This is a genomic window from Streptomyces sp. WY228 (genome assembly GCF_019287315.1).
In the GTDB taxonomy this organism is placed as follows: Bacteria; Actinomycetota; Actinomycetes; order Streptomycetales; family Streptomycetaceae; genus Streptomyces; species Streptomyces caviscabies.
This window is the reverse complement of sequence record NZ_CP079114.1, coordinates 5,279,562-5,305,502: the sequence shown is the minus strand read 5'-3', so window position 1 is coordinate 5,305,502 and position 25,941 is coordinate 5,279,562. Positions and strand designations below refer to the sequence as shown.

Annotated in this window: 20 protein-coding genes; 6 read left to right on the top strand and 14 right to left on the bottom strand. The window is 73.8% G+C overall.

Annotated elements, in window-relative coordinates:
• Nucleotides 1-378: 378 nt before the first annotated feature.
• Both KV381_RS23340 and KV381_RS23335 read right to left on the bottom strand, forming a co-directional pair.
• On the bottom strand, nt 379-966 hold the full coding sequence (locus KV381_RS23340) for a DUF3017 domain-containing protein (RefSeq protein WP_218786130.1): 588 nt from the start codon (nt 964-966) through the stop codon (nt 379-381).
• Between the two features lie 24 nt (nt 967-990).
• Nucleotides 991-1,872 carry a bifunctional methylenetetrahydrofolate dehydrogenase/methenyltetrahydrofolate cyclohydrolase gene (locus KV381_RS23335; RefSeq protein WP_030084515.1) on the bottom strand — a complete coding sequence of 294 codons (882 nt, stop codon included), beginning with the start codon at nt 1,870-1,872 and terminating at the stop codon, nt 991-993.
• A 219-nt stretch (nt 1,873-2,091) separates the two neighbouring features.
• Here KV381_RS23335 and KV381_RS23330 point away from each other — a divergent pair, with 219 nt between their 5' ends.
• Entirely contained in the window at nt 2,092-2,736 is a 645-nt protein-coding gene (locus KV381_RS23330; RefSeq protein ID WP_030084513.1) for an RDD family protein, read from the top strand.
• A gap of 72 nt (nt 2,737-2,808) precedes the next feature.
• Here the strand turns inward: KV381_RS23330 and KV381_RS23325 are convergent, their stop codons facing one another.
• From KV381_RS23325 to purN, 3 genes are all read right to left on the bottom strand, one after another.
• The gene (locus tag KV381_RS23325; RefSeq protein WP_218786127.1) at nt 2,809-4,347 is read right to left on the bottom strand and encodes a DUF2079 domain-containing protein; all 1,539 of its coding nucleotides are present in this window, start codon (nt 4,345-4,347) and stop codon (nt 2,809-2,811) included.
• A gap of 148 nt (nt 4,348-4,495) precedes the next feature.
• Nucleotides 4,496-6,049, bottom strand: coding sequence for a bifunctional phosphoribosylaminoimidazolecarboxamide formyltransferase/IMP cyclohydrolase (gene purH / locus KV381_RS23320; RefSeq protein ID WP_218786125.1), 1,554 nt, complete (start codon nt 6,047-6,049; stop codon nt 4,496-4,498).
• Entirely contained in the window at nt 6,036-6,692 is a 657-nt protein-coding gene (gene purN, locus KV381_RS23315; RefSeq protein ID WP_218786123.1) for a phosphoribosylglycinamide formyltransferase, read from the bottom strand. Before purN ends, purH begins: the two co-directional genes overlap by 14 nt.
• A 261-nt stretch (nt 6,693-6,953) precedes the next feature.
• On the opposite strand from purN, the gene KV381_RS23310 reads away from it, so the two are divergent.
• Nucleotides 6,954-7,913 (top strand): hypothetical protein, encoded by a 960-nt coding sequence (locus KV381_RS23310; protein ID WP_218786121.1) that lies wholly within the window; start codon nt 6,954-6,956, stop codon nt 7,911-7,913.
• Here the strand turns inward: KV381_RS23310 and KV381_RS23305 are convergent.
• A complete protein-coding gene (locus KV381_RS23305; RefSeq protein WP_218787283.1) occupies nt 7,903-9,672 on the bottom strand; it encodes a DUF6350 family protein in 1,770 nt (589 codons plus the stop codon). The genes KV381_RS23310 and KV381_RS23305 overlap by 11 nt on opposite strands.
• A gap of 126 nt (nt 9,673-9,798) precedes the next feature.
• On the opposite strand from KV381_RS23305, the gene KV381_RS23300 reads away from it, so the two are divergent.
• Nucleotides 9,799-11,070: a helix-turn-helix domain-containing protein gene (locus tag KV381_RS23300; RefSeq protein WP_218786119.1), complete on the top strand. Its 1,272-nt coding sequence runs from the start codon at nt 9,799-9,801 to the stop codon at nt 11,068-11,070.
• 87 nt (nt 11,071-11,157) lie between these two features.
• Here the strand turns inward: KV381_RS23300 and sucD are convergent, their stop codons facing one another.
• The 7 genes from sucD to KV381_RS23265 form a co-directional block, all read right to left on the bottom strand.
• Nucleotides 11,158-12,042: a succinate--CoA ligase subunit alpha gene (sucD, locus tag KV381_RS23295; protein WP_030084502.1), complete on the bottom strand. Its 885-nt coding sequence runs from the start codon at nt 12,040-12,042 to the stop codon at nt 11,158-11,160.
• Nucleotides 12,043-12,063: 21 nt separating this feature from the next.
• Nucleotides 12,064-13,245 carry an ADP-forming succinate--CoA ligase subunit beta gene (gene sucC, locus KV381_RS23290; protein WP_030084500.1) on the bottom strand — a complete coding sequence of 394 codons (1,182 nt, stop codon included), beginning with the start codon at nt 13,243-13,245 and terminating at the stop codon, nt 12,064-12,066.
• A gap of 371 nt (nt 13,246-13,616) precedes the next feature.
• Nucleotides 13,617-14,663, bottom strand: a complete 1,047-nt coding sequence (locus KV381_RS23285; RefSeq protein WP_218786117.1) for a hypothetical protein — start codon at nt 14,661-14,663, stop codon at nt 13,617-13,619.
• 105 nt (nt 14,664-14,768) lie between these two features.
• On the bottom strand, nt 14,769-15,776 hold the full coding sequence (locus KV381_RS23280; RefSeq protein WP_218786116.1) for a hypothetical protein: 1,008 nt from the start codon (nt 15,774-15,776) through the stop codon (nt 14,769-14,771).
• Between the two features lie 100 nt (nt 15,777-15,876).
• Entirely contained in the window at nt 15,877-17,079 is a 1,203-nt protein-coding gene (locus KV381_RS23275) for a VWA domain-containing protein (protein WP_086779800.1), read from the bottom strand.
• 47 nt (nt 17,080-17,126) lie between these two features.
• On the bottom strand, nt 17,127-19,511 hold the full coding sequence (locus tag KV381_RS23270) for a DUF5682 family protein (RefSeq protein ID WP_218786115.1): 2,385 nt from the start codon (nt 19,509-19,511) through the stop codon (nt 17,127-17,129).
• The gene (locus KV381_RS23265; protein WP_030084489.1) at nt 19,508-20,632 is read right to left on the bottom strand and encodes an AAA family ATPase; all 1,125 of its coding nucleotides are present in this window, start codon (nt 20,630-20,632) and stop codon (nt 19,508-19,510) included. The genes KV381_RS23270 and KV381_RS23265 overlap by 4 nt, the downstream gene beginning before the upstream one ends.
• Nucleotides 20,633-20,761: 129 nt before the next feature.
• On the opposite strand from KV381_RS23265, the gene KV381_RS23260 reads away from it, so the two are divergent.
• Nucleotides 20,762-22,171, top strand: coding sequence for an SWIM zinc finger family protein (locus tag KV381_RS23260; RefSeq protein WP_218786114.1), 1,410 nt, complete (start codon nt 20,762-20,764; stop codon nt 22,169-22,171).
• 211 nt (nt 22,172-22,382) lie between these two features.
• Nucleotides 22,383-24,041, top strand: a complete 1,659-nt coding sequence (locus KV381_RS23255) for a DUF5691 domain-containing protein (RefSeq protein ID WP_218786113.1) — start codon at nt 22,383-22,385, stop codon at nt 24,039-24,041.
• Between the two features lie 217 nt (nt 24,042-24,258).
• Here KV381_RS23255 and KV381_RS23250 read toward each other — a convergent pair whose 3' ends face one another.
• Nucleotides 24,259-24,672, bottom strand: a complete 414-nt coding sequence (locus KV381_RS23250) for a cobalamin B12-binding domain-containing protein (RefSeq protein WP_003966859.1) — start codon at nt 24,670-24,672, stop codon at nt 24,259-24,261.
• 363 nt (nt 24,673-25,035) lie between these two features.
• Here KV381_RS23250 and KV381_RS23245 point away from each other — a divergent pair, with 363 nt between their 5' ends.
• Complete coding sequence (locus KV381_RS23245; RefSeq protein ID WP_218786112.1) at nt 25,036-25,929, top strand: alpha/beta fold hydrolase; 894 nt, start codon at nt 25,036-25,038, stop codon at nt 25,927-25,929.
• Nucleotides 25,930-25,941: the final 12 nt, after the last annotated feature.

Genomic DNA, 25,941 nt, shown 5'->3' with positions numbered 1-25,941 from the left:
GGGCGCACGGGAGCATTCGGGACGGAGTGCGCATCTTTACGCGCCCCGATCGCTGTTCCGGCCACTGCTCTGCCTGCTTGCTCCGTGCCGCTCTGTGTGCCGTGACAGTCTGCCATCGTTGCGCGGCGATCACACCGTGCCGGAATGGTCACTTCCGTGCCACAGGCCACAGTGAGCGCTTGTTCCGGCCTTTCATGTCCATGACGCTGGAGTCCGGACGGGGCAAGGCCTCCCATCTCGCCGCATACCGGGGCTTCCTGCCCGGTGGCCCCGTTCCGCCGTGGTGTCCGTCCCTCCTCGGGGGTGGGGACGGGCACCACGGTCCGGCGGTCCCGGGCCGATCCGTCTACGACAGGTCCTAGGGGACTACGACAGGCCCTAGCGGATCGTGAAGCGGACCGCGTCCTCCAGAATCGGGACGTCCAGCCACGGCTTGGGCTGCGCGACCAGCGCGAGCAGCACGATCAGCGTGCCCATCAGCCCGTACGTGACCAGGTCGGTGAACCGGGAACGTACGGCCAGCATCCCGACCGACGGCACCACCCAGCGCAGCACGGCGCCGCCGATCAGCGCGCCGCCGATCAGGATGGTGCCGACGCGGAACGCCTCGTCGAACGGGTCCAGGACCACGATCAGCAGGCCGAGGCCCGCCGCGCAGAGCACGGTGAGCAGGGGCCACTGCCGGGCCGGGGCGGGCGCGTCGCCGGACGCCGCCCGGCCGCCGCCCTCGGGGCGGGCGGTGTCCCGGGTGAACCGGGGGAACCGCCGCGACCGGCGGGGCCGCCCGGCGACCACGGGCCCGGCCGCGGTGGCCTTGCCCGCGGCCCCTTCGGCGTCCTTGCCCGAGACCTTGTCGGCGGCCGTGGCCGCGTCCGTGACCGTGGCTTCGCCCGAAGCCGTGCCCGGGGCTTCGTCGGTGGCCCTGCCCGAAGCCTCGTCCTCGGCCGGACTCGTACCAGCACCCATGGGGTTCCCTCCGGATCCGGGCTGTCAGCCCGCGGCGGCGGCGTCGGCGGCCTCGGAGGCGGCCCGCTCGGCCGCCTCGACCACGTTGACCAGCAGCTGCGCACGGGTCATCGGGCCGACGCCACCGGGGTTCGGGGCGACCCAGGCGGCCACCTCGCGGACCCCCGGGTGGACATCGCCGACGATCTTGCCGTCCGCGTCCCGGCTGACGCCGACGTCGAGCACGGCCGCGCCCGGCTTGACGTCCTCGGGCTTGATCAGGTGCTGCACCCCGGCGGCGGCGACGATGATGTCGGCCTGGCGCAGGTGCGAGGAGAGGTCCCGGGTGCCGGTGTGGCACTGGGTCACCGTGGCGTTCTCCGTCTTACGGGTCAGCAGCAGCGGGATCGACCGGCCGATGGTGACACCGCGTCCGACGACCACGACATGCGCCCCGTTGATCTCCACGCCGTGCGCGCGCAGCAGCTGGACGACGCCCTGCGGGGTGCAGGGCAGCGGGCCGGTCTCGTTGAGGACGAGTCGGCCGAGGCTCATCGGGTGCAGCCCGTCGGCGTCCTTCGCCGGGTCCATCAGCTCCAGGACCCGGTTGGTGTCGATGCCCTTGGGCAGCGGCAGCTGGACGATGTAACCGGTGCACTCGGGGTTGGCGTTGAGCTCCCGGACGACGTCCTCGATCTCCTCCTGCGTGGCGGTGTCGGGAAGTTCGCGCTGGATGGAGCCGATGCCGACCTGGGCACAGTCACGGTGCTTGCCGTTGACGTACCACCGGCTGCCCGGGTCGTCCCCGACGAGCAGGGTTCCGAGGCCGGGAGTGATCCCCTGGGCCTTGAGTGCCGCCACACGGACGGTCAGATCGGATTTGATCGCGGCAGCGGTGGCCTTGCCATCGAGAATCTGGGCAGTCATGGGCCCATCCTCGCGGATGACCCCGCCCGCATACCAATTGCCGGTGCCACCCCCGTACCGGAGATTGCACTTGCACAACGTCCGGGGGCCCGGACTGGACAAACGCGGGTTCCGCTTATAACGATGAAGGCCGCGGTTGTACGGGGGGCGGGCCGCTGATCGATGTCCTTCCTCCGTGTGGCCATCTCGTCCCCACACGTCTGTTGAAGGAACACCCCTATGAGCTTCGGCGACCCGAACAATCCGTACGGGCAGCAGCCCGGCCAGCCGCCTCAGGGCCAGCCGCAGGGGCAGCCCGGTTACGGCTACCCGCAGCAGGCTCCGCAGGGCGTCCCGCAGCAGGGCTACGGCTACCCGCAGCAGCAGCCGGGCTACCCCCAGCAGCCCGGCCAGCCGTACGGGGCCTACCCGCAGCAGCCGGGTTACGGCGGCCAGCAGCCCGGCTACGGCGGCGGCATGCCGGAGCTGGCGCACTGGGGTCTGCGGGCGGGCGGGCTGATCATCGACGGCCTCGTCGTCGGCGTCCCCTACTTCATCCTCGGCGGCATCGGCGGGGCCATGGGCGACTCCGTGGGCGCGATCTTCGCCCTGCTCGGCTTCGTGGCGCTGATCGGTCTCGCCATCTGGCAGCTGTACCAGGAGGGCACCACCGGCCAGACGATCGGCAAGAAGGCCGTGGGCATCCGCGTGCTGCGCGAGGCCGACGGCCGTCCGCTGGGCTTCGGCATGGCCTTCGTGCGCCGGCTGGCCCACTTCCTGGACAGCATCGCCTGCTACATCGGCTGGCTGTGGCCGCTCTGGGACGAGAAGAAGCAGACGTTCGCGGACAAGGTCTGCTCGTCCGTGGTCGTCAAGGCCAACTGACCCGCCGCAGCACCCTGTACGGAGGAAGGCCGCACCCGGTTGCCGGGTGCGGCCTTCCTCCGTGTCCGGCGTTCAGTCCTCGCGTACGCCCGGGATCTCGGCCGGCTCCGGCGTCGTGCGCTCCATCACCACGAAGCTGCCGCCCCGGTGCTTGAGCCGGTAGCGCGCCTCCGGGTGCAGCTGCTCGGCGTACGCCACCGGGTCCTGGATCGGGCGGGACCAGCCGAAGTCCAGGTTGATGGCGACGATGTCGGGTGCGGTGCCCGGGGCTCCGCCGACCCAGTAGACGGTGCGGTCGGAGGTGAGGTGGGCCATCAGCGTGATGTCCGTCTCGACCCGCGACCCGGCCGGGATGGCGTCCAGCGCCGCCCGGGCCGCCTGGCTGCGGGCGTCGTCGGTGCGGTAGGTCTCCGGGCGCAGCAGATCGCGCAGCGGCAGATGCTGGGTCATCGCGACGGCGATCGCGGCCGCGACGGGCACGGCGACCTTCGCGTACGAGGCGAGCCAGGGCCGTCGCGAGTCGCGGCTGCGGCGGACGCCGTCGGCCAGTGCGAGGAAGAGCACCGGCATGAGGATCGCGCTGTAGTGCCAGACCATGCCCCAGTGGTTGCTGTCCTGCGAGAGCAGCCGCCAGCCGAGCGTGGGGACGATCAGCAGCGTCAGCGGTGAACGCAGCGCCATGAACGCGGTGATGCCGATCAGGAAGACCAGCATCTCGATCTTGACGGAGGAGTTGAGGACGCCGAGGACGGAGTCCAGCATCGAGACGTCCTGCTCGCCGTTCTTGTCGATCTTCTGCCAGTAGTCGTACGTCCCCGCGCTGCTGGCCGCCGGGATGAGGACCATGAGGGTGACCGCGAAGGCGGCGACCCCGAAGGCGGCGAGCAGCGCGCCCTGGAGGCGGCGCCCGTACACGAAGAGCAGGAAGCCGACGACGGCGACGGTCGCGCCGAGATCCTCCTTGACCAGGACCAGCGGGAGCGACCACAGGAGCGCGGCCGTGTACCGCTTCAGGAGCAGCGCCCGGCAGACGAGGGCCAGCAGCGGCACGGCGAAGGCGATCTCGTGGAAGTCGGCCTTCACCGCTTCCTGGATGCCCCAGGAGAGCCCGTACGCGACGGTGACGCAGAGCCCGGAGCGTCCGCCGAGGAGCTGCTGCGTGGTGCGGCCGACGATGACCGCGCCCAGCGCGAACAGCGCGGCCTGGGCGAGGAGCAGGGCCTCGGCCGACGGCCAGAGCCAGTAGAGCGGGGCCAGCAGCGCCACGATCGGGGAGAAGTGGTCGCCGAGGATCAGATAGCCGGGGCCCTTGATGTCGACGACCGGCGCGTCGAAGGCGGCGTACGCCCTGACCTCCTGCTCGAAGATCCCGAGGTCCCAGGAGGGCGAGCCGAAGCGGCTGTACTGGAAGTACGCGTAGAGGAAGTAGAGCGCGCACAGGACGGCGCCGGCGATGAGGTACGGGCGCAGGGGTACGCGTTCGGCGGCGGCGTCCGGGCCCGTGGAGCCGGCCGCCGGGCGGGTATCCGGGGCGGCGTCGGGCCCCGGGTCCTGGGCGGGCAGGCGCCCCGGCCCCGACCGGTCCGTTCCACTCTTGTTCAGCTCAAGCACGGTGACTGCCCCCGCTAGGGATTTCCACGGCCGTTCATCGGATACGGCCGTGTCATTAGAACAGAGCGGCGAGCGGATTCCGCACGCCGGACACGACGGCGGCCGCACCCCGGGAAAGGGGTGCGGCCGCCGGGAGACGCCTGGGCGATCAGTGGAAGAAGTGGCGCGTGCCCGTGAGGTACATGGTCACGCCCGCCTTCTTCGCGGCCTCGACGACCAGCTCGTCGCGGACGGATCCGCCGGGCTGGACGACGGCCTTGATACCGGCGGCCGTGAGGATCTCCAGGCCGTCGGGGAAGGGGAAGAAGGCGTCGGAGGCGGCGTACGAACCGGCCGCCCGCTCCGCGCCCGCCCGCTCGACGGCGAGCTTGGCGGAGTCGACGCGGTTGACCTGGCCCATGCCGACGCCGACCGAGGCGCCGTCCTTGGCGAGCAGGATCGCGTTGGACTTGACCGCGCGGCAGGCCTTCCAGGCGAAGGCCAGCTCCTTCAGCTCGGCCTCGGAGAGCGCCTCGCCGGTGGCCAGCGTCCAGTTGGCCGGGTCGTCGCCGTCGGCCTGGAGGCGGTCGGCGACCTGGAGCAGCGCGCCGCCGTCGATCGGCTTGACCTCGAACGCGGCGGCCGGGGCGTCGGGGGCGCGCAGCACGCGGATGTTCTTCTTGCGGGCCAGCACCTCGACGGCGCCGTCCTCGTAGGCCGGGGCGACGATGACCTCGGTGAAGATCTCCGCGACCTGCTCGGCCAGCTCGACGGTCACCGGGCGGTTGACGGCGATGACGCCGCCGAACGCGGAGAGCGGGTCGCAGGCGTGCGCGTTGCGGTGCGCGGTCGCGACGTCGTCGGCGATGGCGATACCGCACGGGTTGGCGTGCTTGATGATCGCGACGCAGGGCTCGGCGTGGTCGTAGGCAGCGCGGCGGGCGGCGTCGGTGTCCGTGTAGTTGTTGTAGGACATCTCCTTGCCGTGCAGCTGCTCGGCCTCGGCGAGACCGCCGTCGCCGGAGGTGTAGAGCGCGGCGGGCTGGTGCGGGTTCTCGCCGTAGCGCAGGACGTTCTTGCGGGCGAAGGTGTCGCCGAGGAACTCCGGGAGGCCCGAGTCGTCGGCGGCCGCGTAGTCGTCGGCGAACCAGGAGGCGACGGCCACGTCGTAGGCGGCGGTGTGCTGGAAGGCCTCGGCGGCGAGCCGCTTGCGGGCGGTGAGGTCGAAGCCGCCGGCCTTGGCGGCGGCGAGGACGTCGGCGTACCGCTCGGGGCTGGTGACGACGGCCACGGACGGGTGGTTCTTGGCGGCGGCGCGGACCATCGAGGGGCCGCCGATGTCGATCTGCTCGACGCACTCGTCGTCGGAGGCGCCCGAGGCGACGGTCTCCTTGAACGGGTAGAGGTTCACCACGACCAGGTCGAAGGGCTCGACGCCCAGCTCGGCGAGCTGCTCGCGGTGGGCGTCCAGGCGGAGGTCGGCGAGGATGCCGGCGTGGACGCGGGGGTGCAGCGTCTTGACGCGGCCGTCCAGGCACTCGGGGAAGCCGGTGAGCTCCTCGACCTTGGTGACCGGCACTCCGGCGGCGGCGATCTTCCCGGCGGTGGAGCCGGTGGAGACGAGCTCGACGCCCGCCTCGTGCAGACCGCGGGCGAGGTCTTCGAGCCCCGTCTTGTCGTAGACACTGACCAGGGCGCGGCGGATGGGCTTATTCACCGACATGACCGAGATGAACCTTTCGTCCCTCAATGCGACAGCCGTCACGGGCGATCCGCCCCACGGCCTCGACGAGCAGCGTGCGCTCGACTTCCTTGATGCGTTCGTGGAGAGCGGCTTCGCCCTCCGGGGTGTCCTCCTCGGTCACCTCGACCACGCCCTGCGCGATGATCGGACCGGTGTCGACGCCGTCGTCGACGAAGTGGACGGTGCAGCCCGTGACCTTGACGCCGTACGCGAGTGCGTCACGCACTCCGTGGGCGCCGGGGAAGCTGGGCAGCAGGGCGGGATGGGTGTTGACGGTCCGGCCGCCGAAGGCGGCGAGGAACGCGGGGCCCACGATCTTCATGAAACCGGCGGAGACGATGAGGTCCGGGCGGTGTTCGGCGACGGCCGCGGTGAGCGCCTCGTCCCACTCCGCACGCGTCGCGTGGTCCTTGAGCTTGCACACGAACGTGGGGATTCCGCCCCGCTCGGCCCGCTCCAGACCGCCGGTCCCGTCACGGTCGGCACCGACGGCGACGACCTGCGCCCCGTACGCCGCCGGGTCGTCGCCGATGGCGTCGAGCAGGGCCTGGAGGTTGGTGCCGGATCCGGAGACCAGCACGACCAGCCGGGCGGGAGAGGCGGAGGAAGGCGGGGAGGCCACGTCGGGGCCCTTTCTCACGTGATGACCGCGGGGTGACGCAGGTGCGGCGAACTCTTTGTAGGGTCGTACGAAAGAATCGCTTCGCCCGATACGGGGAACCCTACGAACGGGCCGACCGTCAGCAACGATACCGGCACACCGGGCGGCCCCCACGGGACGGGGGCCGGGCCGAGAGGTAGCGTCAGGGGACAGCGAGCCGTCCACCGGGCGGTCGAACCGTCCTTCGGACGGACATGACGAGATGGGGAAGACGTTCACCACATGCCGGACCGACGCCGTCGCACCGCCTTCCACCTCCCCCTGCCCGAGCGCTCCCCCTTGCTGATGCGGGAACGCCGGTCCTCTCCGCCGGACTCCTCCTCGGCCACCGGCTCCGCCGGGAAGCCGCAGGAGGACAACCCGTTCGCCGCGCCGCCCGCGGACCGCCCGGACCAGCCGTGGCAGCCGCGCCGCCCCTCGGCGTCGAACGGATCCGACGGCTCGGACGGGAACGGCGGCTCCGAAGGGAACGGCGACGGCTCCTCCGGCGACCGCCCGGCCTGGGGCAGCCAGTGGAGCAACAAGCAGCCCGGCCGGGGCGACGGCGGCTTCGGCGGCCGCCCCGGCGGCAACGGCTCCGGCGGCAACGGCCGTGGCGGACCCGAACGCGGCGGTCCCGGCGGCATGCGCTGGGACCCCACCGACCCCGCGCAGCGGCGCGCCCGCTACGCGGTGCTCGGCGGTATCTGGGCCCTCTTCTTCGCCCTGTTCGACTTCACCGAGATCGCCCTGCTGCTGGGCGCGCTCTCGACGTACTGGGCGATCAGCGCGCTCCGCACCCCGCTGAAGAACACGTCCGCGACGGACCGCACGGGAACGGCCGGGGACGCTTCCGGGACAGGGAACGGGACCGGCACCGGGTCCGGTTTCGGCTCCGGTACGGGCCCGGGCACGGGCGCCACGGTGGACGGCCGACCCGGGACCGCGCCCGCCGGGCCCTCGCCCGCCTCGCCCCTCGCCACCGCGCAGGGCGTCAGCGGCAGGCAGCAGACCACGGCGGCCGTCGGCGGCCTGGTGGCCGCCCTGCTGGCGCTGCTCATCGTGGCGACGACGTACACCGTGCAGCTCGTCTACCGCGACTACTACACCTGCGTGAACGACGCCCTGACCAAGACGGCCGCGCTGGCCTGCAACGACCAGCTGCCGAAGCCGCTGGAGCCGCTCTTCGGCGTCAAGGAGTAGCACCCGGTCCGTCCGGCTCCGCCGCAGGGCGGCCGGTGCGGCGGTCGGCGGCGGGATCGGCGGGGAAGTCGGCCATCAGGCCGCCGGAGCCCCGTTTCAGGGAGGCCCACCGGGCCTCCCTGAGGTCTTTCCCGTGCCAGGGGTCGGTCGGCAGGAAGTCGTACGGTTCGAACCCCGCCTCGTCCCGGCCCGCCGCCCCGCCCGGCAGCGCGCCGGAGGCCGCTTCGGGTGCCGGGCCGGGGGCAGGAACAGCGCCCGGAGCGGCATCCGTCGCGGCCGCCGGGTTCGCGGTGCGGCCCGGCCGCGCGTCGCCGGCCTCGCCCTCCTCCTCGTCCGCCGCGCCGCCCCGCCCACGCCACGGCGCCCACCAGCGGCGCGGACGCCCCGCGAACTCCTCCTGGTCCGCCGCTTCCGAGGGCTCCTCCATCTCCGCCACGCCCCCGTCCGCATCCACGCCCGTCTCCGCGTCCAGGTCCACGTCCCTGCGCCAGGCCCAGCCCGGGGTGCGCAGCCGCCACAGCCGCAGCAGCAGGGCCGCCGGTACGCCGACGACCGCGGTCCACGCCAGCGCCGCCGGACCGGTCAGCCACCACACCGGGCCGAACGCACTCAGCGCCCCGGTGCCCAGCGGCCCGCCGGCCACCGCCGTGAGCAGCGCCGTCGCCAGGCCGCAGCCCAGCGCGGCGAGCAGGGTGACCAGCGCCGTCTCGCGCGGGCTCCACGCCTGCGCGCGCGGCGCGTCGGCCGGGGCCGCCCTGCGTACGGTGCACCAGGCGACCGCCAGCGCGGCCGCCACCGGCACCGCCAGGGCCGCCCCGTTCAGCAGGGTGCCGGGGCCCTGGTCCGGCACGGCCGCCAGCAGCGGGAAGTGGGGGACCGCCGGGGTGCCGTCGAGGCTCAGCGGAGTGGCGGTGGCTTCGGTACCGAGCGAGAAGCCGGGCCCGAGCCCGTACGCGGCGCCCCACAGCGCGGCGTTCGGCACGAGTGCGGCGGCCAGCAGCAGCACGGCGAACCGGCCCGACCAGTCGCCCGCGAGCGCCAGGAAGTCGTTCTGGGCCACCGCCGCGTTCCGGCCGAGCGCCACCGCGACCAGCAGCGCACCACCGCCGAGCAGCACCGTCACGCCCACCGCGGCCGAACGGCAGGCCGTCCCGGCCCGGTTGCGGAAGAGCGTCCGCGCGAACGCCTCCTGAAGCGCCAGGGGCGACCAGGACGGCAGCGGACCGAACGGCCGCCCGGCCGCCGTCCACACCCCGGCCGCCGCCGCACCGGCCACCACCAGCGCCACCGGGAACACCAGCGTGTCCGGGTCCGCGCGCAGCGAACCGCCCCGGGCGTAGGCCGCCGCACCCGCCACGACCAGCAGATAGCCGGCCGTCACCGCGCAGAACGCGCCCGCCTGCGAAGGCCTGGGCCGCCCCTCCTCCTGCTCCGCCGCATCGCGCGCCGCACGGTGCGTCAGCCAGACCGGTCCCAGCACGAGCAGCAGCGGCACCATGGAGACGGGGGCGGGAACGCCGCTCAGGGTGTCGGGCCGTACGAGTCCGGCGCCGTGGGCCAGCAGCCACACCCCGGCGGCCGCGCGCAGCGCCCCGCCCGGTCCGCTGTCCGGGTACGGGGAGCTGATCCACACCACCATGACCAGCACCGTCAGCGACCCGAGGCCGAGCCCGGCGGCGACGGCGCCCCGCACCAGGGCGGAGGCCAGGGCGAGGGTGCGGTTCCGCTCGGCCGTCACCTTCGGGCTGCGTTGCGTCATTTGGGTCACGCGGCCCATGCTCCCAACGACACGCGCTTATCCCGCGTAACGCGCGAAGAGCCGCCGTGTCGCTCAATATACGTTTATGTACTTTTTCACCCAGTGCGGCGCTGCCGGGGGTCGTCCATGACCCGGAGCACGACCGACGAGGCCGCCGCGCCGTCGCTGCCCTCCCCCAAGGAGCGCCGCAGACTGCGCGAGGCGAAATCGCTGAGCGAGGATCAGGTGGCGGCGGCGGTCGGTGTCACGCGCGCCACCGTGCGCTCCTGGGAGACGGGGCGCACGAGCCCTCGCGGACGCAAGCGCGCGCTGTACGCGAAGCTGATCGCGCCCGAACCGGAAGCGCCCCCGGCTCCGACGGCGCCCCCGGCACCCACGACCGCCCCGGCTCCGGCCGCACCGGCTCCGGCAGATCCGACGGCAGTTCCGGCAGTTCCGGCAGTTCCGGTGGCCATCGTTGAAGCCGCCCCGGAAACTCCGGCCGCACCCCCGGCCGAGGCGGCGGACGCGGAGACCGAGACCGAGACGGACGCCGAGGCGGAGGCCCAGGCCCGGACCGGAGCGACCGGCGAGCGGCCCTTCTCGCCCGCCGAGGCGTTCGACGAGCTGTACACCCGCACCGCCCCCGGCCTCGTCCGGCAGACCTACCTGCTGACCGGCCGCCGCGCCCTGGCCCGCGAGTCCGTCGAGCGCGCCTTCGAACTGGCCTGGCAGCGCTGGCCCGAGGTCGCCGTCGACCGGGACCCGGCCGGCTGGGTGCGCGCGGCGGCGTACGAGTACGCCATGTCCCCCTGGCACCGGCTGCGCCGCACGCACCGGCACGCCGACGCCCCGCCCACGGAGCCGGGCAAGCGGGCGCTGTTCGACGCGCTGCTCGACCTGCCTCCGGCCTACCGGCGGACGTTGCTCCTCTATGACGGGGTCGGCCTGGATCTGCCGGAGACGGCGGCCGAGACGGAGGCCAGCACTCCGGCGGCGGCGGGCCGGCTGATGACCGCCCGTGCCGCCGTCGCCGAGCGGCTTCCCGAGCTGACGGCCGCCGCATCGCCCGCCGAACAGTCGGCCCTGTTGCACGACCGGCTCGGCGGCCTCGCCCGCGCCGAGCACGTACCCGTACCGCAGCCGGCCCGTGCCGTGCGCACCGGCAGCGAGAACAAGGCCAGGCTGTGGACCCGGGCCGCCGTCGCGGGCGTCGCCCTGCTCATCGCGGTGACCGGACTGACCCTGCACACCGCGCCCACCCACTACGAGCCGCCGATCTCCCCCGGCGAACGGGTCGGGGGCGTACCGCCGCGCGGTGGTCCGCAGAAGCTCACCGCGCAGGACCTGAAGCTGCAGAAGTCGCTGAGCGAGCAGCTGGCGCACGGCCCGGAACGGCTGGTGCCCCGCATTCCCTGAGCGGTGGAGGACGAACGGCGCGGGCCCGCACCCCTGGTCGAAAGGGGTGCGGGCCCGCGCCGTTCACGCGTGGTGCGGCTGCCTGAATCAGGCGCCGAGGATCTCGCGCGCCAGCTTGGCGGTCTCGGTCGGCGTCTTGCCGACCTTGACGCCGGCGGCCTCCAGGGCCTCCTTCTTCGCCTGGGCGGTGCCCGAGGAGCCGGAGACGATGGCGCCGGCGTGGCCCATGGTCTTGCCCTCCGGGGCGGTGAAGCCCGCGACGTAGCCGACGACCGGCTTCGTGACGTTCTTCGCGATGAAGTCGGCGGCACGCTCCTCGGCGTCGCCGCCGATCTCGCCGATCATCACGATGAGGTCGGTGTCGGGGTCCGCCTCGAACGCCGCGAGGGCGTCGATGTGCGTCGTACCGATGACCGGGTCGCCACCGATGCCGACGGCGGAGGAGAAGCCGATGTCACGGAGCTCGTACATCATCTGGTAGGTCAGCGTGCCGGACTTGGACACGAGACCGATGCGGCCGGGCTTGGTGATGTCGCCCGGGATGATGCCGGCGTTGGACTGGCCCGGGGTGATGAGACCGGGGCAGTTCGGGCCGATGATCCGGGTCTTGTTGCCCTTCTCGTTCGCGTACGCCCAGAACGCGGCGGAGTCGTGAACGGCGATGCCCTCGGTGATGACGACCGCGAGCGGGATCTCGGCGTCGATCGCCTCGACGACCGCGGCCTTGGAGAACGCCGGCGGCACGAAGAGGACGGAGACGTTGGCGCCCGTCTTCTCGATCGCCTCGGCGACGGAGCCGAAGACCGGTACCTCGGTGCCGTCGAAGTCGACGGACGTGCCCGCCTTGCGCGGGTTCACGCCACCGACGATGTTGGTGCCGTCGGCCAGCATGAGCTTGGTGTGCTTCATGCCCGTGGCGCCGGTCATCCCCTGGACGATGACCTTGCTGTCCTTGGTGAGGAAGATAGCCATGGTGTTGGAGTCCCTCGTCCCTTACTTCGCAGCCGCGGCGAGCTCGGCGGCCTTGTCGGCCGCGCCGTCCATGGTGTCCACGCGCTGCACGAGCGGGTGGTTGGCGTCGGAGAGGATCTTGCGACCGAGCTCCGCGTTGTTGCCGTCGAGACGCACGACCAGCGGCTTCTCGACCTTCTCGCCCTTGGACTCGAGCAGCGCGAGCGCCTGCACGATGCCGTTGGCGACCTCGTCGCACGCGGTGATGCCACCGAAGACGTTGACGAAGACGGACTTGACGTCCGGGTCGCCGAGGATGATCTCCAGGCCGTTCGCCATGACCTCGGCGGAGGCGCCGCCACCGATGTCGAGGAAGTTGGCGGGCTTCACGTTGCCGTGGTTCTCGCCGGCGTACGCGACGACGTCCAGGGTCGACATGACCAGGCCGGCGCCGTTGCCGATGATGCCGACCTCGCCGTCCAGCTTGACGTAGTTGAGGTTCTTGGCCTTGGCGGCAGCCTCGAGCGGGTTGGCTGCGGCCTTGTCCTCGAGGGCCTCGTGCTCCGGCTGGCGGAAGTCGGCGTTCTCGTCGAGCGAGACCTTGCCGTCCAGCGCCAGGATGCGGCCGTCCTTGGTCTTCACCAGCGGGTTGACCTCGACGAGGAGCGCGTCCTCGGCGACGAAGGTCTTCCACAGGGTGACCAGGGCCTCGGCGACACCCTCGGCCACGTCGGCCGGGAACTTCGCCTGGGCCACGATCTCGCGGGCCTTGACGATGTCGACGCCGGAGTTGGAGTCGACCGGGACCTTCGCGAGGGCCTCGGGGGTCTTCTCCGCGACCTCCTCGATGTCCATGCCGCCCTGCACCGAGGCCATGGCCAGGAAGGTGCGGTTGGTGCGGTCGAGGAGGTACGAGACGTAGTACTCCGCCTCGATCTCCGGGGACAGCTCGGCGATCATCACCTTGTGGACCGTGTGGCCCTTGATGTCCATGCCGAGGATGTCGGTCGCCCGGGCGACCGCCTCGTCGGCGTCGGCGGCCAGCTTGACACCGCCGGCCTTGCCGCGGCCGCCGACCTTCACCTGCGCCTTGACGACAGACTTGCCGCCCAGCTTCTCGGTCGCCTCGCGGGCTGCCTCAGGCGTGTCGATGACTTCACCGGCCAGCACCGGTACACCGTGCTTGGCGAAGAGGTCCCTCGCCTGGTACTCGAACAGGTCCACGCGCGTCCGTCCCTTTTAGTGGTATCGCGGTTCGTTCTTCTGCGTGGGCGTGCCGCGAAGGGCAACGTGACTGCGCTGTCACTAGGGAGGCGTACACGGTGTCCGAGTACGCGGCATGTCCATCCGGCAGGTTATCCCCGAGCCCGGTGTGACCCTAAATCGCAGATCACACCTGAGCGGTGATAACGGTCACAGAGGGTGGTCCCTCCGGCCCCCGGCCGGGGTGAGCCGGGAGCCGGAGGGGGCCTCGAAGAGGCTGTACGGAAGCGGGGCAGGAGCCGGAGCACCCCGGCCCGGGTCCCCCTGGGCCGAGTACTCCGGTGCGGTGAATCACTCACGGCGCGTGCGCCGTGAGCGCCCCGCTCGTTCGGCTACCGCCCGGGCAGCGCGTCCGTCACGAAGGACGGGGTGACCGAGGTGACGCCCTGGGCGCCGGTGACCGCGTGGCCGACGGCGGGGCGGGCGTCCTCGCGGACCGTGTCCGCCGCACCGCCCGCGAACGGCCGGACCTGCTGCCCGACGCCCTGGGCCAGCGGCTGCACCCGGGTGGTGACGCCCTGGGCGAACGGCGCGACCGCGTCACCGGTCAGTCCCTCCGCCAGCGGCCGGACCTCGGACCCGACGCCCCCGGCGAACGGCACCGCCGCACCCGTGACGCCGGACGCCAGCGGCTGGACCTCGGTCGTGACGCCCTGCGCGAAGGGAACGGCGGCGTCGCCGACGACCCCCTGGGCGAACGGCCCGACCTCACCGAGGACGCCCCGGGCGAGCGTGCCGACGTCGCCGACCGCCCGTCCGACGACCGGCAGTGCGGCATCGACCGCACCGGCGGCGAGCGGCGGCAGGACGGAGTCGGACGTCTGCCCGACCACGGGCCCGGCCTCGGCCAGTGCGCCCTGGACGGCGGCCGGAGCCTGGTTCTGCGCGTAGCCGGGGATCTGCTCGATCGGCCCGAAGAGGTAGTCGATCTCGTCGGCCGGCGCTGCGGGGACCTGGGGGACGCGCACGTTCTCGGGCACGTGCCGTACGTCACCGAGGTCCGGGACCTCCGGGCTCTGCGGCGCGCGCACCTGGGACGGGAGGCGGTCCCGTACGTCAGTCGCACCGACGGCCTCGCTCCCGGCCTCCGTCAGCGTGTCCTTGACGTCGGTGACGGCCTTGGCCCCGGTGACGGCCTTCGCGTCCTTGAGGACCTTGGCGTCCTTGAGGACCTTGGCGTCGGTGACGTCCTTGGCGGACGCCGTGTCCTTGACGTCCTCGACGATCTCCGTCGCGTCGGGGGTCCCGGCCGCCAGGTCCGGGGTGGAGAGCGGTACGGACACGGGCAGTTCGTCCGCGCTCGCCGCGGCGGTGCCGAGCGCCCACATTCCGGTGGCGGTGGCGGCGATGGCTATGGATCGGCGCATGTTCTTGTGCATGGGTGTGTCAGATCCTTCGAAGCTGTTCGGCAGTCCGGAGAGGTCCGGACGCGGGCAGACCTGTTCCGCCCCCGCGCGGCAGGTCGAGGCGGGGAACGGCCTGCCCTAGCCGGGGAACGCGAGGATCTCGCCGGATCTGTCGGGTATCGGGGCGGCGGTCGCCGGGAGGCCTGCGCCCCGGACGAGCGCGGCGTGCGGGCCGCCCGGGGCCGGGACCGCGTGCAGGTCGCCGCCGCGCGGCCCCTGGACATCGGCCGTCGCCGTACGCGCGAGGTCGCCGCAGGGGCCGAACGGTGCTCGGTCCTGTGCCGGCGTGGGCGCGGGGCTCTGTACGTGCCCGGCGCCCGGCGTACCGGACCCGCCCGGAACGGCCGGGGTCTCCGGGGCGGAGAACGGTGCCCGGGCACCCCGGCCGGCCTCGCGTCCGGCGGACTCGTCTGAGGTGCCCGCGGCGGCGTCGCCCGGCTTCGCGGCGCCGTCCTCGGCGCCACGACCGGTGCCCGGCACGGAAGGTGACGGAGCACCGGGTGCGTCCGATCCGCCGCCGGGCACGGGCAGCACGGAGAGGAGCGGAAGAAGCCCCGGCAGGTCCGGCACCAGCGGCCGCACCTCCCCGGCGACCCGCTCCACAGCGTCGTCCGTGTCTCCCGCGTCTTCCGTCGCCACGACCACGGCATCGCGGACCCGGGCGGGCGCGGCGGACTCCCGTACGGCCTGCTGTCCTTGTTGCGCCTGCTGTACCTGCGGTGCTGCCGTCTGCTGGTGCGCGGTCCGCTCCGCGGCCCGCTCGACCGCTGTGGCCACCGGGTCGGCGGCTCGTTCGGCGACCGGGCGGGCCGAGGGCTCGGCCGCCTCACGGGCGGCGGCCTCGGGGGCAGCATCCTCCGGCACGACATCCGGCACAACGTCCGGCACGGCGTCGGCGACGGAGGACGTGAGGGGGCCCGGGTCCGGACGTTCCTGCGCCTCCGCGCGTCCGCCCGCGAGGATCCCCAGAGCCAGCAGTCCGCCGAGGAACACCACCAACAGCCCCACCTGTACCGCGCGACGCCCCGCCGTACCCCGCGCCGGGCGCGGGTCGACGGCTGCGCGGGCAGCGGTGGTCGTGGTCACCTCGGTGGCTCCTCCCTGGTACGCGGACGGCGGAATGCGGCCCTCCGCGACCGACGGGTCGATGCTTGCACGAGCCCGTGGGGGTCACGCAAGTCCCTGGTTACTGTTGGGTCTCCTTGTCCGGTATGGGCAGTGGCCTCTTCTCGATCGCCGCCGCCATGACGTCGGGGAAGAGGTCCGGCGTACAGGCGAACGCAGGTGCGCCCAGCGCCCCGAGCGCCGCCGCGTGGTCGTGGTCGTAGGCGGGTGCGCCCTCGTCGGAGAGCGCGAGCAGCGTCACGAACTGCACGCCGGAGTCCTTCATCGCGGCGACCCGTTTGAGCATCTCGTCGCGTATGCCGCCCTCGTAGAGGTCGCTGATGAGGACGACGACGGTGTCCGCGGGGCGGGTGATTCTCGACTGGCAGTAGGCGAGCGCCCGGTTGATGTCGGTGCCGCCGCCGAGTTGGGTGCCGAAGAGGACGTCGACCGGGTCGTCGAGCTGGTCCGTGAGGTCGACGACCGCCGTGTCGAAGACGACGAGCCGGGTCGACAGGGTGCGCATGGAGGCGAGGACCGCGCCGAAGACGGAGGCGTGGACGACCGACGCGGCCATCGAGCCCGACTGGTCGATGCACAGGACGATGTCCTTCTGCGCGGACCGGGAGGCGCGCCCGTAGCCGATGAGACGCTCGGGAACGATGGTGCCCGTCCCCTCCGCACTTCCCGGTACGGGGAGGTAGTTGGCGAGATTGGCGCGGACGGTGCGGTTCCAGTCGATGTCGCGGTGGCGCGGCCGGCTGATCCGCGCCGAGCGGTCCAGGGCGCCGGTGAGGGTGGCCCTGGTGCGGCTCTCCAGACGCTTCTCCAGGTCCTCGACGACCTTGCGGACGACGGTGCGTGCGGTCTCCTTCGTCGTCTCGGGCATCGCCTTGTTGAGCGAGAGCAGGGTGCCGACGAGGTGGACGTCCGCCTCGACCGCCTCCAGCATCTCCGGCTCCAGGAGCAGGGCCGCCAGGCCGAGCCGGTCGATCGCGTCGCGCTGCATGACCTGGACCACGGAGCTGGGGAAGTAGGTCCGGATGTCGCCGAGCCAGCGGGCCACGGAGGGCGCGGACGCGCCGAGCCCCGCCGTACGGCCACCGGTGCCCCGGCCACCGGGCTTCTTGCCCGCTCCTCCGCCGTACAGCGCGTTCAACGCACCGTCCATCGCGGCGTCCTGGCCGGTGAGGGCGTGTCCGGTGCTGTCGGCGCTGTCCGCGCCGAGCACCATCCGCCAGCGCCGCAGCCGTTCGGCGTCGGGCGACGGTGTCGTCTCCGCCATCGGGTCCGTCCTCCTGTCCGTTCTGCTGGTCGTTCTGCTGGTCGTGGTCATACGGTCGCGTCCGTGGGCTCGGGTGTGCGGCCGAGCAGCAGGCGCAGCACCGGCTCCACCGCGTCGGCCCTGGCCTCGTCGAGACCGGGTCCGAAGCCTCCGGGCGCCCGGCCGGCGTCGGCCCCGCGGGCGCCTTCGGGAGCGGGCCCGCGCCGGACCAGCTCGCCCAGGGTGCGCCGTACGCCCGGTTCGTACGCGGAGAACGTGCGGCGCAGCAGCGGCAGCACATCGGTGAACAGGCCGGCCGGAACACCGGTCAGCCAGGCGTCGAGGAGGCCGAGCAGCCGCTCGTCGTGGACCAGCAGCAGGCCGCCGCCCGACGCACCGCCGGCGAACCCCTCGATCCAGGCGGCGGCGTCGGCGGGCGGGGTGCCGGGCGAGAGCGCCAGGCCCATCAGCCGGGCCGCCTCGTCCTCCGCGAGCCGTCCTTCGTCCAGGAGGAGCCGGGTGGCCCGGCCCCGGATGATCCCGGCGACGGCGTCCCGGGCCGCCAGCTTGTGCAGGACGGCGTCCCAGCGCTCCCGCAGCCCTTCGGCGGGGGCCGGTCCGGCGAGGAGCAGCCCGATCGCGCCGTGCACGGCCTCCACCTGACGGCGCAGCGCCTCGGCCCCGTCGGCGTCGAGGCCGGTGCAGGCGGGCGGCAGGCCGACGCAGATCCGCTCGGCGAGTCCGGCGGCGACCTCCGCGAGCGCCGCCGTGTCCGTGGCGCGCACGTCCCCGTACCGCAGGGAGCGGGCCAGGGCGGGCAGCGCGTCCGCGAGGTGGCCGACGTCCGCGTCGAGGGCGGCCCGGTCGGCGAGGGCCTTCATCACGACGGGCAGCGCGTCGGGCAGTCCGGCCAGGAGGCAGTGTTCGGCGAGTGCGGTGACGTCGGCCAGCGCGGTCGCCGCCACGGCCCCGGACTCGGCCTTCGCGGTGGCGGCGGTGAGCACGGTGGTGCCCCATACGCCCGCCTCCGCGACCCGGACGTGCAGTTCCGGCTCCCAGCTCAGTCGCCAGCTCTCCCGGAAGGTGCCGGTGCTGCCCCGCCCGGCGACCGGGTCGCCCCAGCCGATGCCGAGGAGACGCAGCCGGTGCAGGAGGCGGCTGCGGGCGGCGTCGGTCTCTTTGCGCAGATCGAGGTCCAGCTCGCGTTCCGACGCCTCCGGCTTGAGCCGGAGGGTGCGCTGGCTGCGGGTCAGGTCCCGTTGCAGCGGGACGGCCGGGGCGGTGTCCGGCACCTCTCCGAGGGTCTCGCCGACGATCAGCCGGTCCCGGACGAGGGCGAGCGGGACGTCGGACCCGTCGCACATGACGGCCCGCACCGCGTCGGTCGTCTCACCGAGCCCGGCCAGCGGGCGGCCCCGCAGGGCGGCGAGGGTCTCGGCGAGCCGGACGGCCTCGATGACATGGGCGGTGGAGACGAACCGGTCCTCCGCGCGCAGCAGTCCGGCGACCTTGGTCATCCAGCGCTCGATGGGCCGGTCGGCCGCGTCGAAGAGGTGCCCGTACCAGCCGGGCGAGTCGATCCCGGCGCCGTATCCGCTGTGCCGGGCGAGCCTGCGGTGGGTCCACGGCACCCAGGTCAGGTCGGTTTTGACCTTCGGGAGGCCCTTGAGCAGGGCGCGGTCGGCGGCGAGGGTGGTCCGCGCGGCGAGCGCGGGCACGTGCCAGGCGCCGCAGACGACGGCGACGCCGTCACCGAACTCCTTGCGCGCCGTACGCAATTGGATGCGCATGTACGCCTCGCGCACCGCGTCCCGGGGCTGCCCGCCGTCGCCGTACGCCTCGCGGAGCGCGCTCATGGCCTCCGCCAGCGCGACGAACGGCGCGAGCGCGTCACCGGGCGTTCCGCCGACGGGTGTCTCGCCGCCCGGTGAGCGGTGCTCGACGACGTCCTCCCACCAGCGTTCGGGGTCGTCGTATCCGGCGGTCTCGGCGAGCACCCGGATCGGGTCGACGACCGGTGTGACCTCGTCCGCCGCCCGCTCCCCCGGTGGCCCCTCACGTCCGGTGCCGGGAGCGGGTTCCTTGAGGGCGAGGGAGTGCGCGGCGGGCAGGTCGATGAAGCGGACCGGGACGTCGTGGTCGAGGGCCCAGCGGATGGCCACCCACTCCGGCGAGAACGCGGCCATCGGCCAGAAGGAGGCCCGCCCCGGGTCGTCCACGGCGTGCGCGAGCAGCGCGACGGGAGGACGCATCCGCGGGTCGACGGCGAGCGGCAACAGCGCGTCGCCCTCGGGCGGGCCCTCGACGAGGACGGCGGCCGGGCGGGCCGCCGCGAGCGCGGCGAGGACCGCGCGGGCGGACCCGGGACCGTGGTGCCGCACCCCGAGGAGCCAAGGCCCGACGTCCGCACGGGAACCCGGAACAGCCGCCCCGGTCGTGGCGGGGCTCGTCATGCGGATACCTCGCGGCAGGCGCGGTAGAAGTCCTTCCAGCCGTCCCGCTCCCGGACCACCGTCTCCAGATACTCCTGCCAGACCACCCGGTCCGCCGCCGGGTCCCGGACGACCGCGCCGAGGATGCCGGCCGCCACATCGCCGGGGCGCAGAACCCCGTCGCCGAAGTGGGCGGCGAGGGCGAGGCCGCTGGTGACGACGGAGATCGCCTCCGCGGTGGAGAGCGTGCCGGAGGGCGACTTGAGCTTGGTGCGCCCGTCGGTGGTCACCCCGTCGCGCAGTTCGCGGAAGACCGTGACCACGCGCCGGATCTCGGCCAGGCCCTCCGGCGCGGCCGGCAGGTCGAGCGAGCGGCCGATCTGGTCGACGCGCCGGGAGACGATGTCGACCTCGGCGTCCGGGGTGGCGGGCAGCGGCAGCACGACGGTGTTGAACCGGCGGCGCAGCGCGCTGGACAGCTCGTTGACGCCGCGGTCCCGGTCGTTGGCCGTGGCGATGAGGTTGAACCCGCGGACGGCCTGGACCTCCTGGCCCAGCTCGGGCACGGGGAGCGTCTTCTCGGACAGGATCGTGATGAGCGAGTCCTGCACATCGGCGGGGATACGGGTCAGCTCCTCGACCCGGGCGGTCATGCCCTCGGACATCGCGCGCATCAGCGGACTGGGCACCAGGGCCTCGCGGCTGGGGCCGTGGGCGAGCAGCTGGGCGTAGTTCCACCCGTAGCGCACGGCTTCCTCGGGCGTCCCGGCGGTGCCCTGCACGAGCAGCGTCGAGTCGCCGCTGACGGCGGCGGCGAGGTGCTCGGACACCCAGGTCTTGGCCGTACCGGGAACGCCGAGCAGGAGCAGCGCCCGGTCGGTGGCGAGCGTGGTCACGGCCACCTCGACCAGGCGGCGCGGACCCACGTACTTGGGCGTGATCACCGTCCCGTCCGGGAGGGCGCCGCCCTGCAGATAGGTGGCGACGGCCCAGGGCGACAGCCGCCAACGGGCGGGCCTCGGGCGGTCGTCGGCGGCCTCCAGCGCCTTCAGCTCGTCGGCGAACGCGTCCTCGGCGTGCGGGCGGAGCGCCTCTGCGCCCGCCTCCGGCTCGATGGCCGCGGTGGTTTCGGGCACGGTCATGGATCCCCCTCCAGATCGGTCGACCTGATCTGGTTCCACCGTGCACCATGCCACTGACAACGGGCCCTGATCGCAGGTCAGGGCCCGTGCACGCGGGGATTGTCAGTGGTGCCGCCTACCGTCGGGAACATGCTGCTATCTCACGGGGGAGAACCCTCGCCCACCGGTGGACCGGTGGCGCGCTGGTCGGTGGAGCAGGTGCTGGCGCTGGCTCCTGACGACGCATCACGCACGGCGGGCACGCGACTCGGTACGGCCGGCCCGTGGTCCGGGACGGGCCGCGACGGAGCGGGCGCGGTGTGGGGGCTGTGCAGGGGGAGCGGAAGCACGCCGTACCGGACCGTGGTCGACACCACCGGTCCGGCCTGCTCCTGCAGTTGCCCGAGCCGGAAGTTCCCGTGCAAGCACGCGCTGGGTCTGTTGCTGCTCCTGGCGTCCGACGAAACCGCGTTCCGGCCGGGCGAACCGGCCGACTGGGCCGCGGCCTGGATCGAGGGCCGACGCGGACGGGCGGCGGAGCAGGCCGGGGCGGCCACGGGCGGCGGAGCCTCGCGGGGGCCCGCCGACGCCGCCGCCGCCAGGAAGCGGGCGGAGCGCCGCGCCGAGCGGGTCACGGGCGGCGCCGAGGAGTTGGAGCAGCGTCTGGCCGACCTGTTGCGCGGCGGGCTCGCCGCGACCGACCGCTCGGGGTACGGCCTCTGGGACGAGACCGCGGCCCGCATGGTCGACGCCCAGGCTCCCGGTCTCGCGGCCCGGGTGCGGGAGCTGGGCGCGATCACCGGGTCCGGTCCGGGCTGGCCGGTCCGGCTGCTGGAGGAGTGCGGCCTGCTCCATCTGCTGGACACGGCCTGGCTCGGCCGGGAGCGGCTGCCGGACCCGCTGGCCGCGACGGTGCGGACGAGAGTGGGGCTGCCGATGTCCGCCGAGGGCGTCCCGGTCCGTGACCGCTGGCTGGTCCTCGCGCAGTACGACACCCCGGACGGCAGGATCGTCACCCGGCGGATCTGGCTGTACGGGCGGGATTCGGGCCGCACCGCTCTGCTGCTGTCGTTCGGCGCGGCGGGCCGGTCCCCGGCGCAGACGCTGCCGGTCGGCGCCACGATCGACGCCGAGCTGACGCCGTATCCGGGCGGCGGGCAGCTCCGGGCGGAGCTGGGCGAGCAGTTCGGGACCACGGCCCCGGCGGGCCCGCCGCCGGGCATCGCCGCAGCGGCCGCCCCGGCCGTCTACGGCACCGCCCTGCGCGAGGACCCCTGGCTGGACGCCTGCCCGGTCACCCTGCGCGACGTCATACCCGTGCCGTCCGAGGACGGCTGGCAGGTGGCCGACGCACACGCCGACTCCGCGCTGCCGATCGCCCCGGCCGCGCTGTCCCGGCCGGGGCTGTGGAAGCTCGTCGCCCTCTCCGGCGGCGGCCCGGTCACCGTGTTCGGCGAGATCGGCCACCGCGGCTTCGACCCGTTCGCGGCCTGGGACCCGGGCGAGAGGGAGGAGGTGGGCAGGCGCACCACGGGCGGGCCGGTCGTCCAACTGGTCTGACCGGTCTGGCTGGTCCGGGCTGGTCCGGGCTGGTCCGGCTGATCCGGGCTGGTCCGGCTGGTCCGGCTGGTCCGGCTGGTCTGAAGCGACGCAAGGACGACCGGCGACCGGCACATGGCGACCGGCCCTGGCGACCCGTGCCCGGAGACCCACCACCCGACGCCCACCACCACCGTTCCCGCCCGCCCACCATCCCCACCGGAGGGTAAAGATGCCTCGCACCACCACTCCCGCATCCGCATCCGTATCCGTATCCGCACCCGTCTCCGCATCGGTCGGCGCCCTCCCCTGGGAGGAGCTGGTCACCTCGGCGCTCCTGGGGACCGACCGCCGGCCTCCGACGCCGCGCGGCGGCCCCGTACCGCCCGCCGCTGTTCCGACGGCCCTGCTGGACGCCGTCGCGCTGCACACCGTGCGGCGGCGGGCCGGGCTGCTGCCCGCCGTTCCGGCGGCCCGGCCCGAGCCCGCCGCCCCCGATCCGCGCCCGGCGCTCCCCGAGGCCGCCCGGCACCGGCTCGCCCATCTGCTCGCCGATCGGGCCGCGCCCTCGGGCGGCGGGCGGCGCGGGACCGCGCCCGACCTCACCGAGCTGATTCCGCAGTGGCTGGCCACCGCCAACCGCAGGGGCTTCCGCGCCCCGGCGGCCCTGTTGCCGCCGCTGCTGGACGCCGCCCGCGCCCGGACGGACCTGCGCCCGCAGGCGCTCGCGTTCGCCGGGCCGCGCGGTCTGTGGCTGGCCGCGCTGAATCCGGACTGGAAGTTCGCCCTGCGGGGCTCCGCGAGCGGCACCCTCCGGCCCGACACCGAGGACCCGGATGCGGTGGGCCGGCTGTGGGAGGAGGGGCTGTTCGCGGAGCGGGTCGCGCTGCTCGACGCCGTACGGGCGCAGGATCCGCCCGCCGGGCTGGCCCTGCTCGCCACCACGTGGTCGGTGGAACGGGCCGAGGACCGGCTGATGTTCCTGGACTCCCTGCGGTCCGGGCTCGGGGCCGACGACGAGCCGTTCCTGGAGCAGGCCCTGTCCGACCGCAGCCGCAATGTGCGCGCCACCGCCGCCGAACTGCTGTCCGCCCTGCCCGCGTCCGCGCTCGCCGGCCGGATGGCGGACCGCGCGATGTCCTGCGTCAGCCCCGACCGTACGGGAGACGTCGTCTCCATCTCCGTGGAGGCGCCGCACGAGTGCGACGCGGGTATGCAGCGTGACGGCGTCGCCGCGGTGCCGCCGACGGGCCGGGGCGAACGGTCCTGGTGGCTCGGGCAGTTGGTGGAGGCCACCCCGCTCGGTGTCTGGGAGCAGCGGTTCGGCGGGCGACCGGCCGAGGAGGTCGTGGCCCTGCCCGTCGCCGACGACTGGGCCGGGGAGCTGCACGCCGCCTGGTGCCGGGCGGCGGTGCGACAGCGGAATCCGCGCTGGGCCAGGGCCCTGCTCGGGCGCCCCTCGGCTCCCCCGGCGAGCAGCCCCGGGACGGCCTCGATCGCCGAGCGCTCGAAGCTCCTCGCGATCCTGGACCAGGACGAACGAGCTGTCTGGGTCGCGGAGTTCATCGCCGCGCACGGCCTGTCGGAGGCGTTCCAGCTGCTCGGGGTGTGCACGGTCCCCTGGGCCGGGCCGCTCGGACGTGCGGTGGTCGACGCACTCGACATCGCGCGGGACGGCGGGAGTTACCCGTGGAGCTTCAGCGGAGTGATGGGCCTCGCGGAACGCTGCCTGGATCCGGCCGAGGCCGACCGGCTGGAGGTCCTGACGGCCGCGCAGGACGAGCAGGAGGGGGCGTCACCGGGAGCGGGCGGCTACTGGTCGGAGGCCTTCCAGCGCCTGGTCTCCACGCTGCGGCTGCGCGCCACGATGGAGGCGGAGCTGATGGCCTGACCAGGACGCGCACGTCGCGCCGAGCCGGCCCACCGCCCCGCGGCCGGCCGCGCCGGGCCAGACGCGCGGCCCCGGCCCGGCGAGCATCGCGGCCCCGGCCCGTCCGGCCCGGCGAGCATCGCGGCCCCGGCACGGCGGCCCGCGCCGCCCGGGGTCGGGCAGGCACAGCAGCCCCGCGCGGGCCCGTGTGCGAGTAGGCCCGCCCCGGGGGCGGCGTTCAGGCCTGGGCGGCCTGGCGGACGTTGGCGTTGACCCAGGTGACGATCTCGGTCGTCGTCGCCCCCGGCGTGAAGAGCTCCGCGACGCCCAGCTCCTTCAGCGGTGCGATGTCGTCCTCCGGGATGATCCCGCCGCCGAACACCTTGATGTCCTCCGCCTCCCGGGCCTTCAGCAGCTCGATCACCTTGGCGAACAGCGTGTTGTGCGCCCCGGAGAGGATCGAGAGGCCGATGGCGTCGGCGTCCTCCTGGATCGCCGTGTCGACGATCTGCTCGGGTGTCTGGTGGAGTCCCGTGTAGATCACCTCCATACCGGCGTCCCGCAACGCCCGCGCGATGACTTTGGCCCCGCGGTCGTGGCCGTCGAGGCCCGGCTTGGCCACCACCACACGGATCGGACCGGTCACACCCATCACTGCCTCCACCTGGTCTCCCGTGCCTGAAGGGCCGGGGATGTGAACGAACGTTATCCACAGCATCCCGCAAGCCGCAGTTTCGCGGCAGGCGGGGAGGGGGAAATCACACGTGGGACATGTTCGCCAGGCGCCGTCCCCCGTGTCGGACGGTGTTCCGGCCGCGCGGGGACCGGCACGACACACCCCCCGAGGGAGCCGCTACGAGGTCGCCGTACCACCGCGCCGCCAGCCGCACGGCACGGTGGTACGGCCCCACGTCGCCCGGCCGCCACCGGCCGTGCGCCGCTCGCGTCGGCACCCCATGAGGGCATACGGGGACCGGGAGCCGCCTCCCCCGTGCGCCAGTGCCGGAGGTCGGCCGTGAAGCTCCTCCCTCTCCCCCTGCCCCCTCTCCTCTCCCGACTGCCCCGACCGCCCCGGCTGTCGTCCGCACTGCTCGGCGCCACCGTGCTGGAGCTGGCCGTCCTCGCCGGGCACCTGGCCGTCTACCCCTTCGGCCTCACCCCGGAGCGCCGCCCGCCGACCCGGCCGACAGGCACAGAACCCGGCAGCGGCGGCGCCACCGCCCTGCCCGCCACCGCCACCACCGTCGCCGCGCCGCCGCCCGTCGTTCTGCTGCACGGTTTCATCGACAACCGCTCCGTGTTCCTCCTCCTGCGCCGCGCGCTGCTCCGGAACGACCACGGCCACCACCGCCACCGCCACCTGGAATCCCTCAACTACTCCCCGCTGACCCGCGACATCCGCGCCGCCGCCGGACTGCTCGGGCGGCATGTGGAGGAGATCTGCGCGCGGACCGGGCACCATCGGGTCGACATCGTCGGGCACAGCCTCGGCGGCCTGATCGCCCGCTATTACGTACAGCGACTCGGCGGCGACCGGCGCGTGCGCACCCTGGTGACGCTCGGAACGCCGCACGGAGGCACCGCCGTCGCCCCCGGGGCGGGCGTTCACCCCATCGTGCGGCAGATGCGCGCCGGTTCCTCCGTGATCGAGGAGCTGCGCGCCCCCGCCCCCGGCTGCCGGACCCGGTTCGTGAGCTTCTGGAGCGAGCTGGACCAGGTGATGGTCCCCGCCGAGACGGCGTGCGTCGACCACCCCGATCTCGACGCGGTGAACGTACGCGTCACCGGCATCGGGCACCTCGCCCTGCCCGTGCACCCGACGGTGGCCGCCGCGATCCGTGAGGCTCTGGATACGCCGGTGACAGGAGAGGACACGGCGCCCGCTGACGGTGCGGCTTCCGTGGCCTGAAATAGAACATCT

Excerpts from the sequence above, each read along its gene's own strand:
- KV381_RS23340 (WP_218786130.1), bottom strand. The coding sequence starts at position 966 with ATGGGTGCTGGTACGAGTCCGGCCGAGGACGAGGCTTCGGGCAGGGCC.
- KV381_RS23335 (WP_030084515.1), bottom strand. The coding sequence starts at position 1,872 with ATGACTGCCCAGATTCTCGATGGCAAGGCCACCGCTGCCGCGATCAAA.
- KV381_RS23330 (WP_030084513.1), top strand. The coding sequence starts at position 2,092 with ATGAGCTTCGGCGACCCGAACAATCCGTACGGGCAGCAGCCCGGCCAG.
- purH (WP_218786125.1), bottom strand. The coding sequence starts at position 6,049 with ATGTCGGTGAATAAGCCCATCCGCCGCGCCCTGGTCAGTGTCTACGAC.
- KV381_RS23310 (WP_218786121.1), top strand. The coding sequence starts at position 6,954 with ATGCCGGACCGACGCCGTCGCACCGCCTTCCACCTCCCCCTGCCCGAG.
- KV381_RS23305 (WP_218787283.1), bottom strand. The coding sequence starts at position 9,672 with ATGACGCAACGCAGCCCGAAGGTGACGGCCGAGCGGAACCGCACCCTC.
- KV381_RS23300 (WP_218786119.1), top strand. The coding sequence starts at position 9,799 with ATGACCCGGAGCACGACCGACGAGGCCGCCGCGCCGTCGCTGCCCTCC.
- sucD (WP_030084502.1), bottom strand. The coding sequence starts at position 12,042 with ATGGCTATCTTCCTCACCAAGGACAGCAAGGTCATCGTCCAGGGGATG.
- KV381_RS23285 (WP_218786117.1), bottom strand. The coding sequence starts at position 14,663 with ATGCACAAGAACATGCGCCGATCCATAGCCATCGCCGCCACCGCCACC.
- KV381_RS23275 (WP_086779800.1), bottom strand. The coding sequence starts at position 17,079 with ATGGCGGAGACGACACCGTCGCCCGACGCCGAACGGCTGCGGCGCTGG.
- KV381_RS23270 (WP_218786115.1), bottom strand. The coding sequence starts at position 19,511 with ATGACGAGCCCCGCCACGACCGGGGCGGCTGTTCCGGGTTCCCGTGCG.
- KV381_RS23265 (WP_030084489.1), bottom strand. The coding sequence starts at position 20,632 with ATGACCGTGCCCGAAACCACCGCGGCCATCGAGCCGGAGGCGGGCGCA.
- KV381_RS23260 (WP_218786114.1), top strand. The coding sequence starts at position 20,762 with ATGCTGCTATCTCACGGGGGAGAACCCTCGCCCACCGGTGGACCGGTG.
- KV381_RS23255 (WP_218786113.1), top strand. The coding sequence starts at position 22,383 with ATGCCTCGCACCACCACTCCCGCATCCGCATCCGTATCCGTATCCGCA.
- KV381_RS23250 (WP_003966859.1), bottom strand. The coding sequence starts at position 24,672 with ATGGGTGTGACCGGTCCGATCCGTGTGGTGGTGGCCAAGCCGGGCCTC.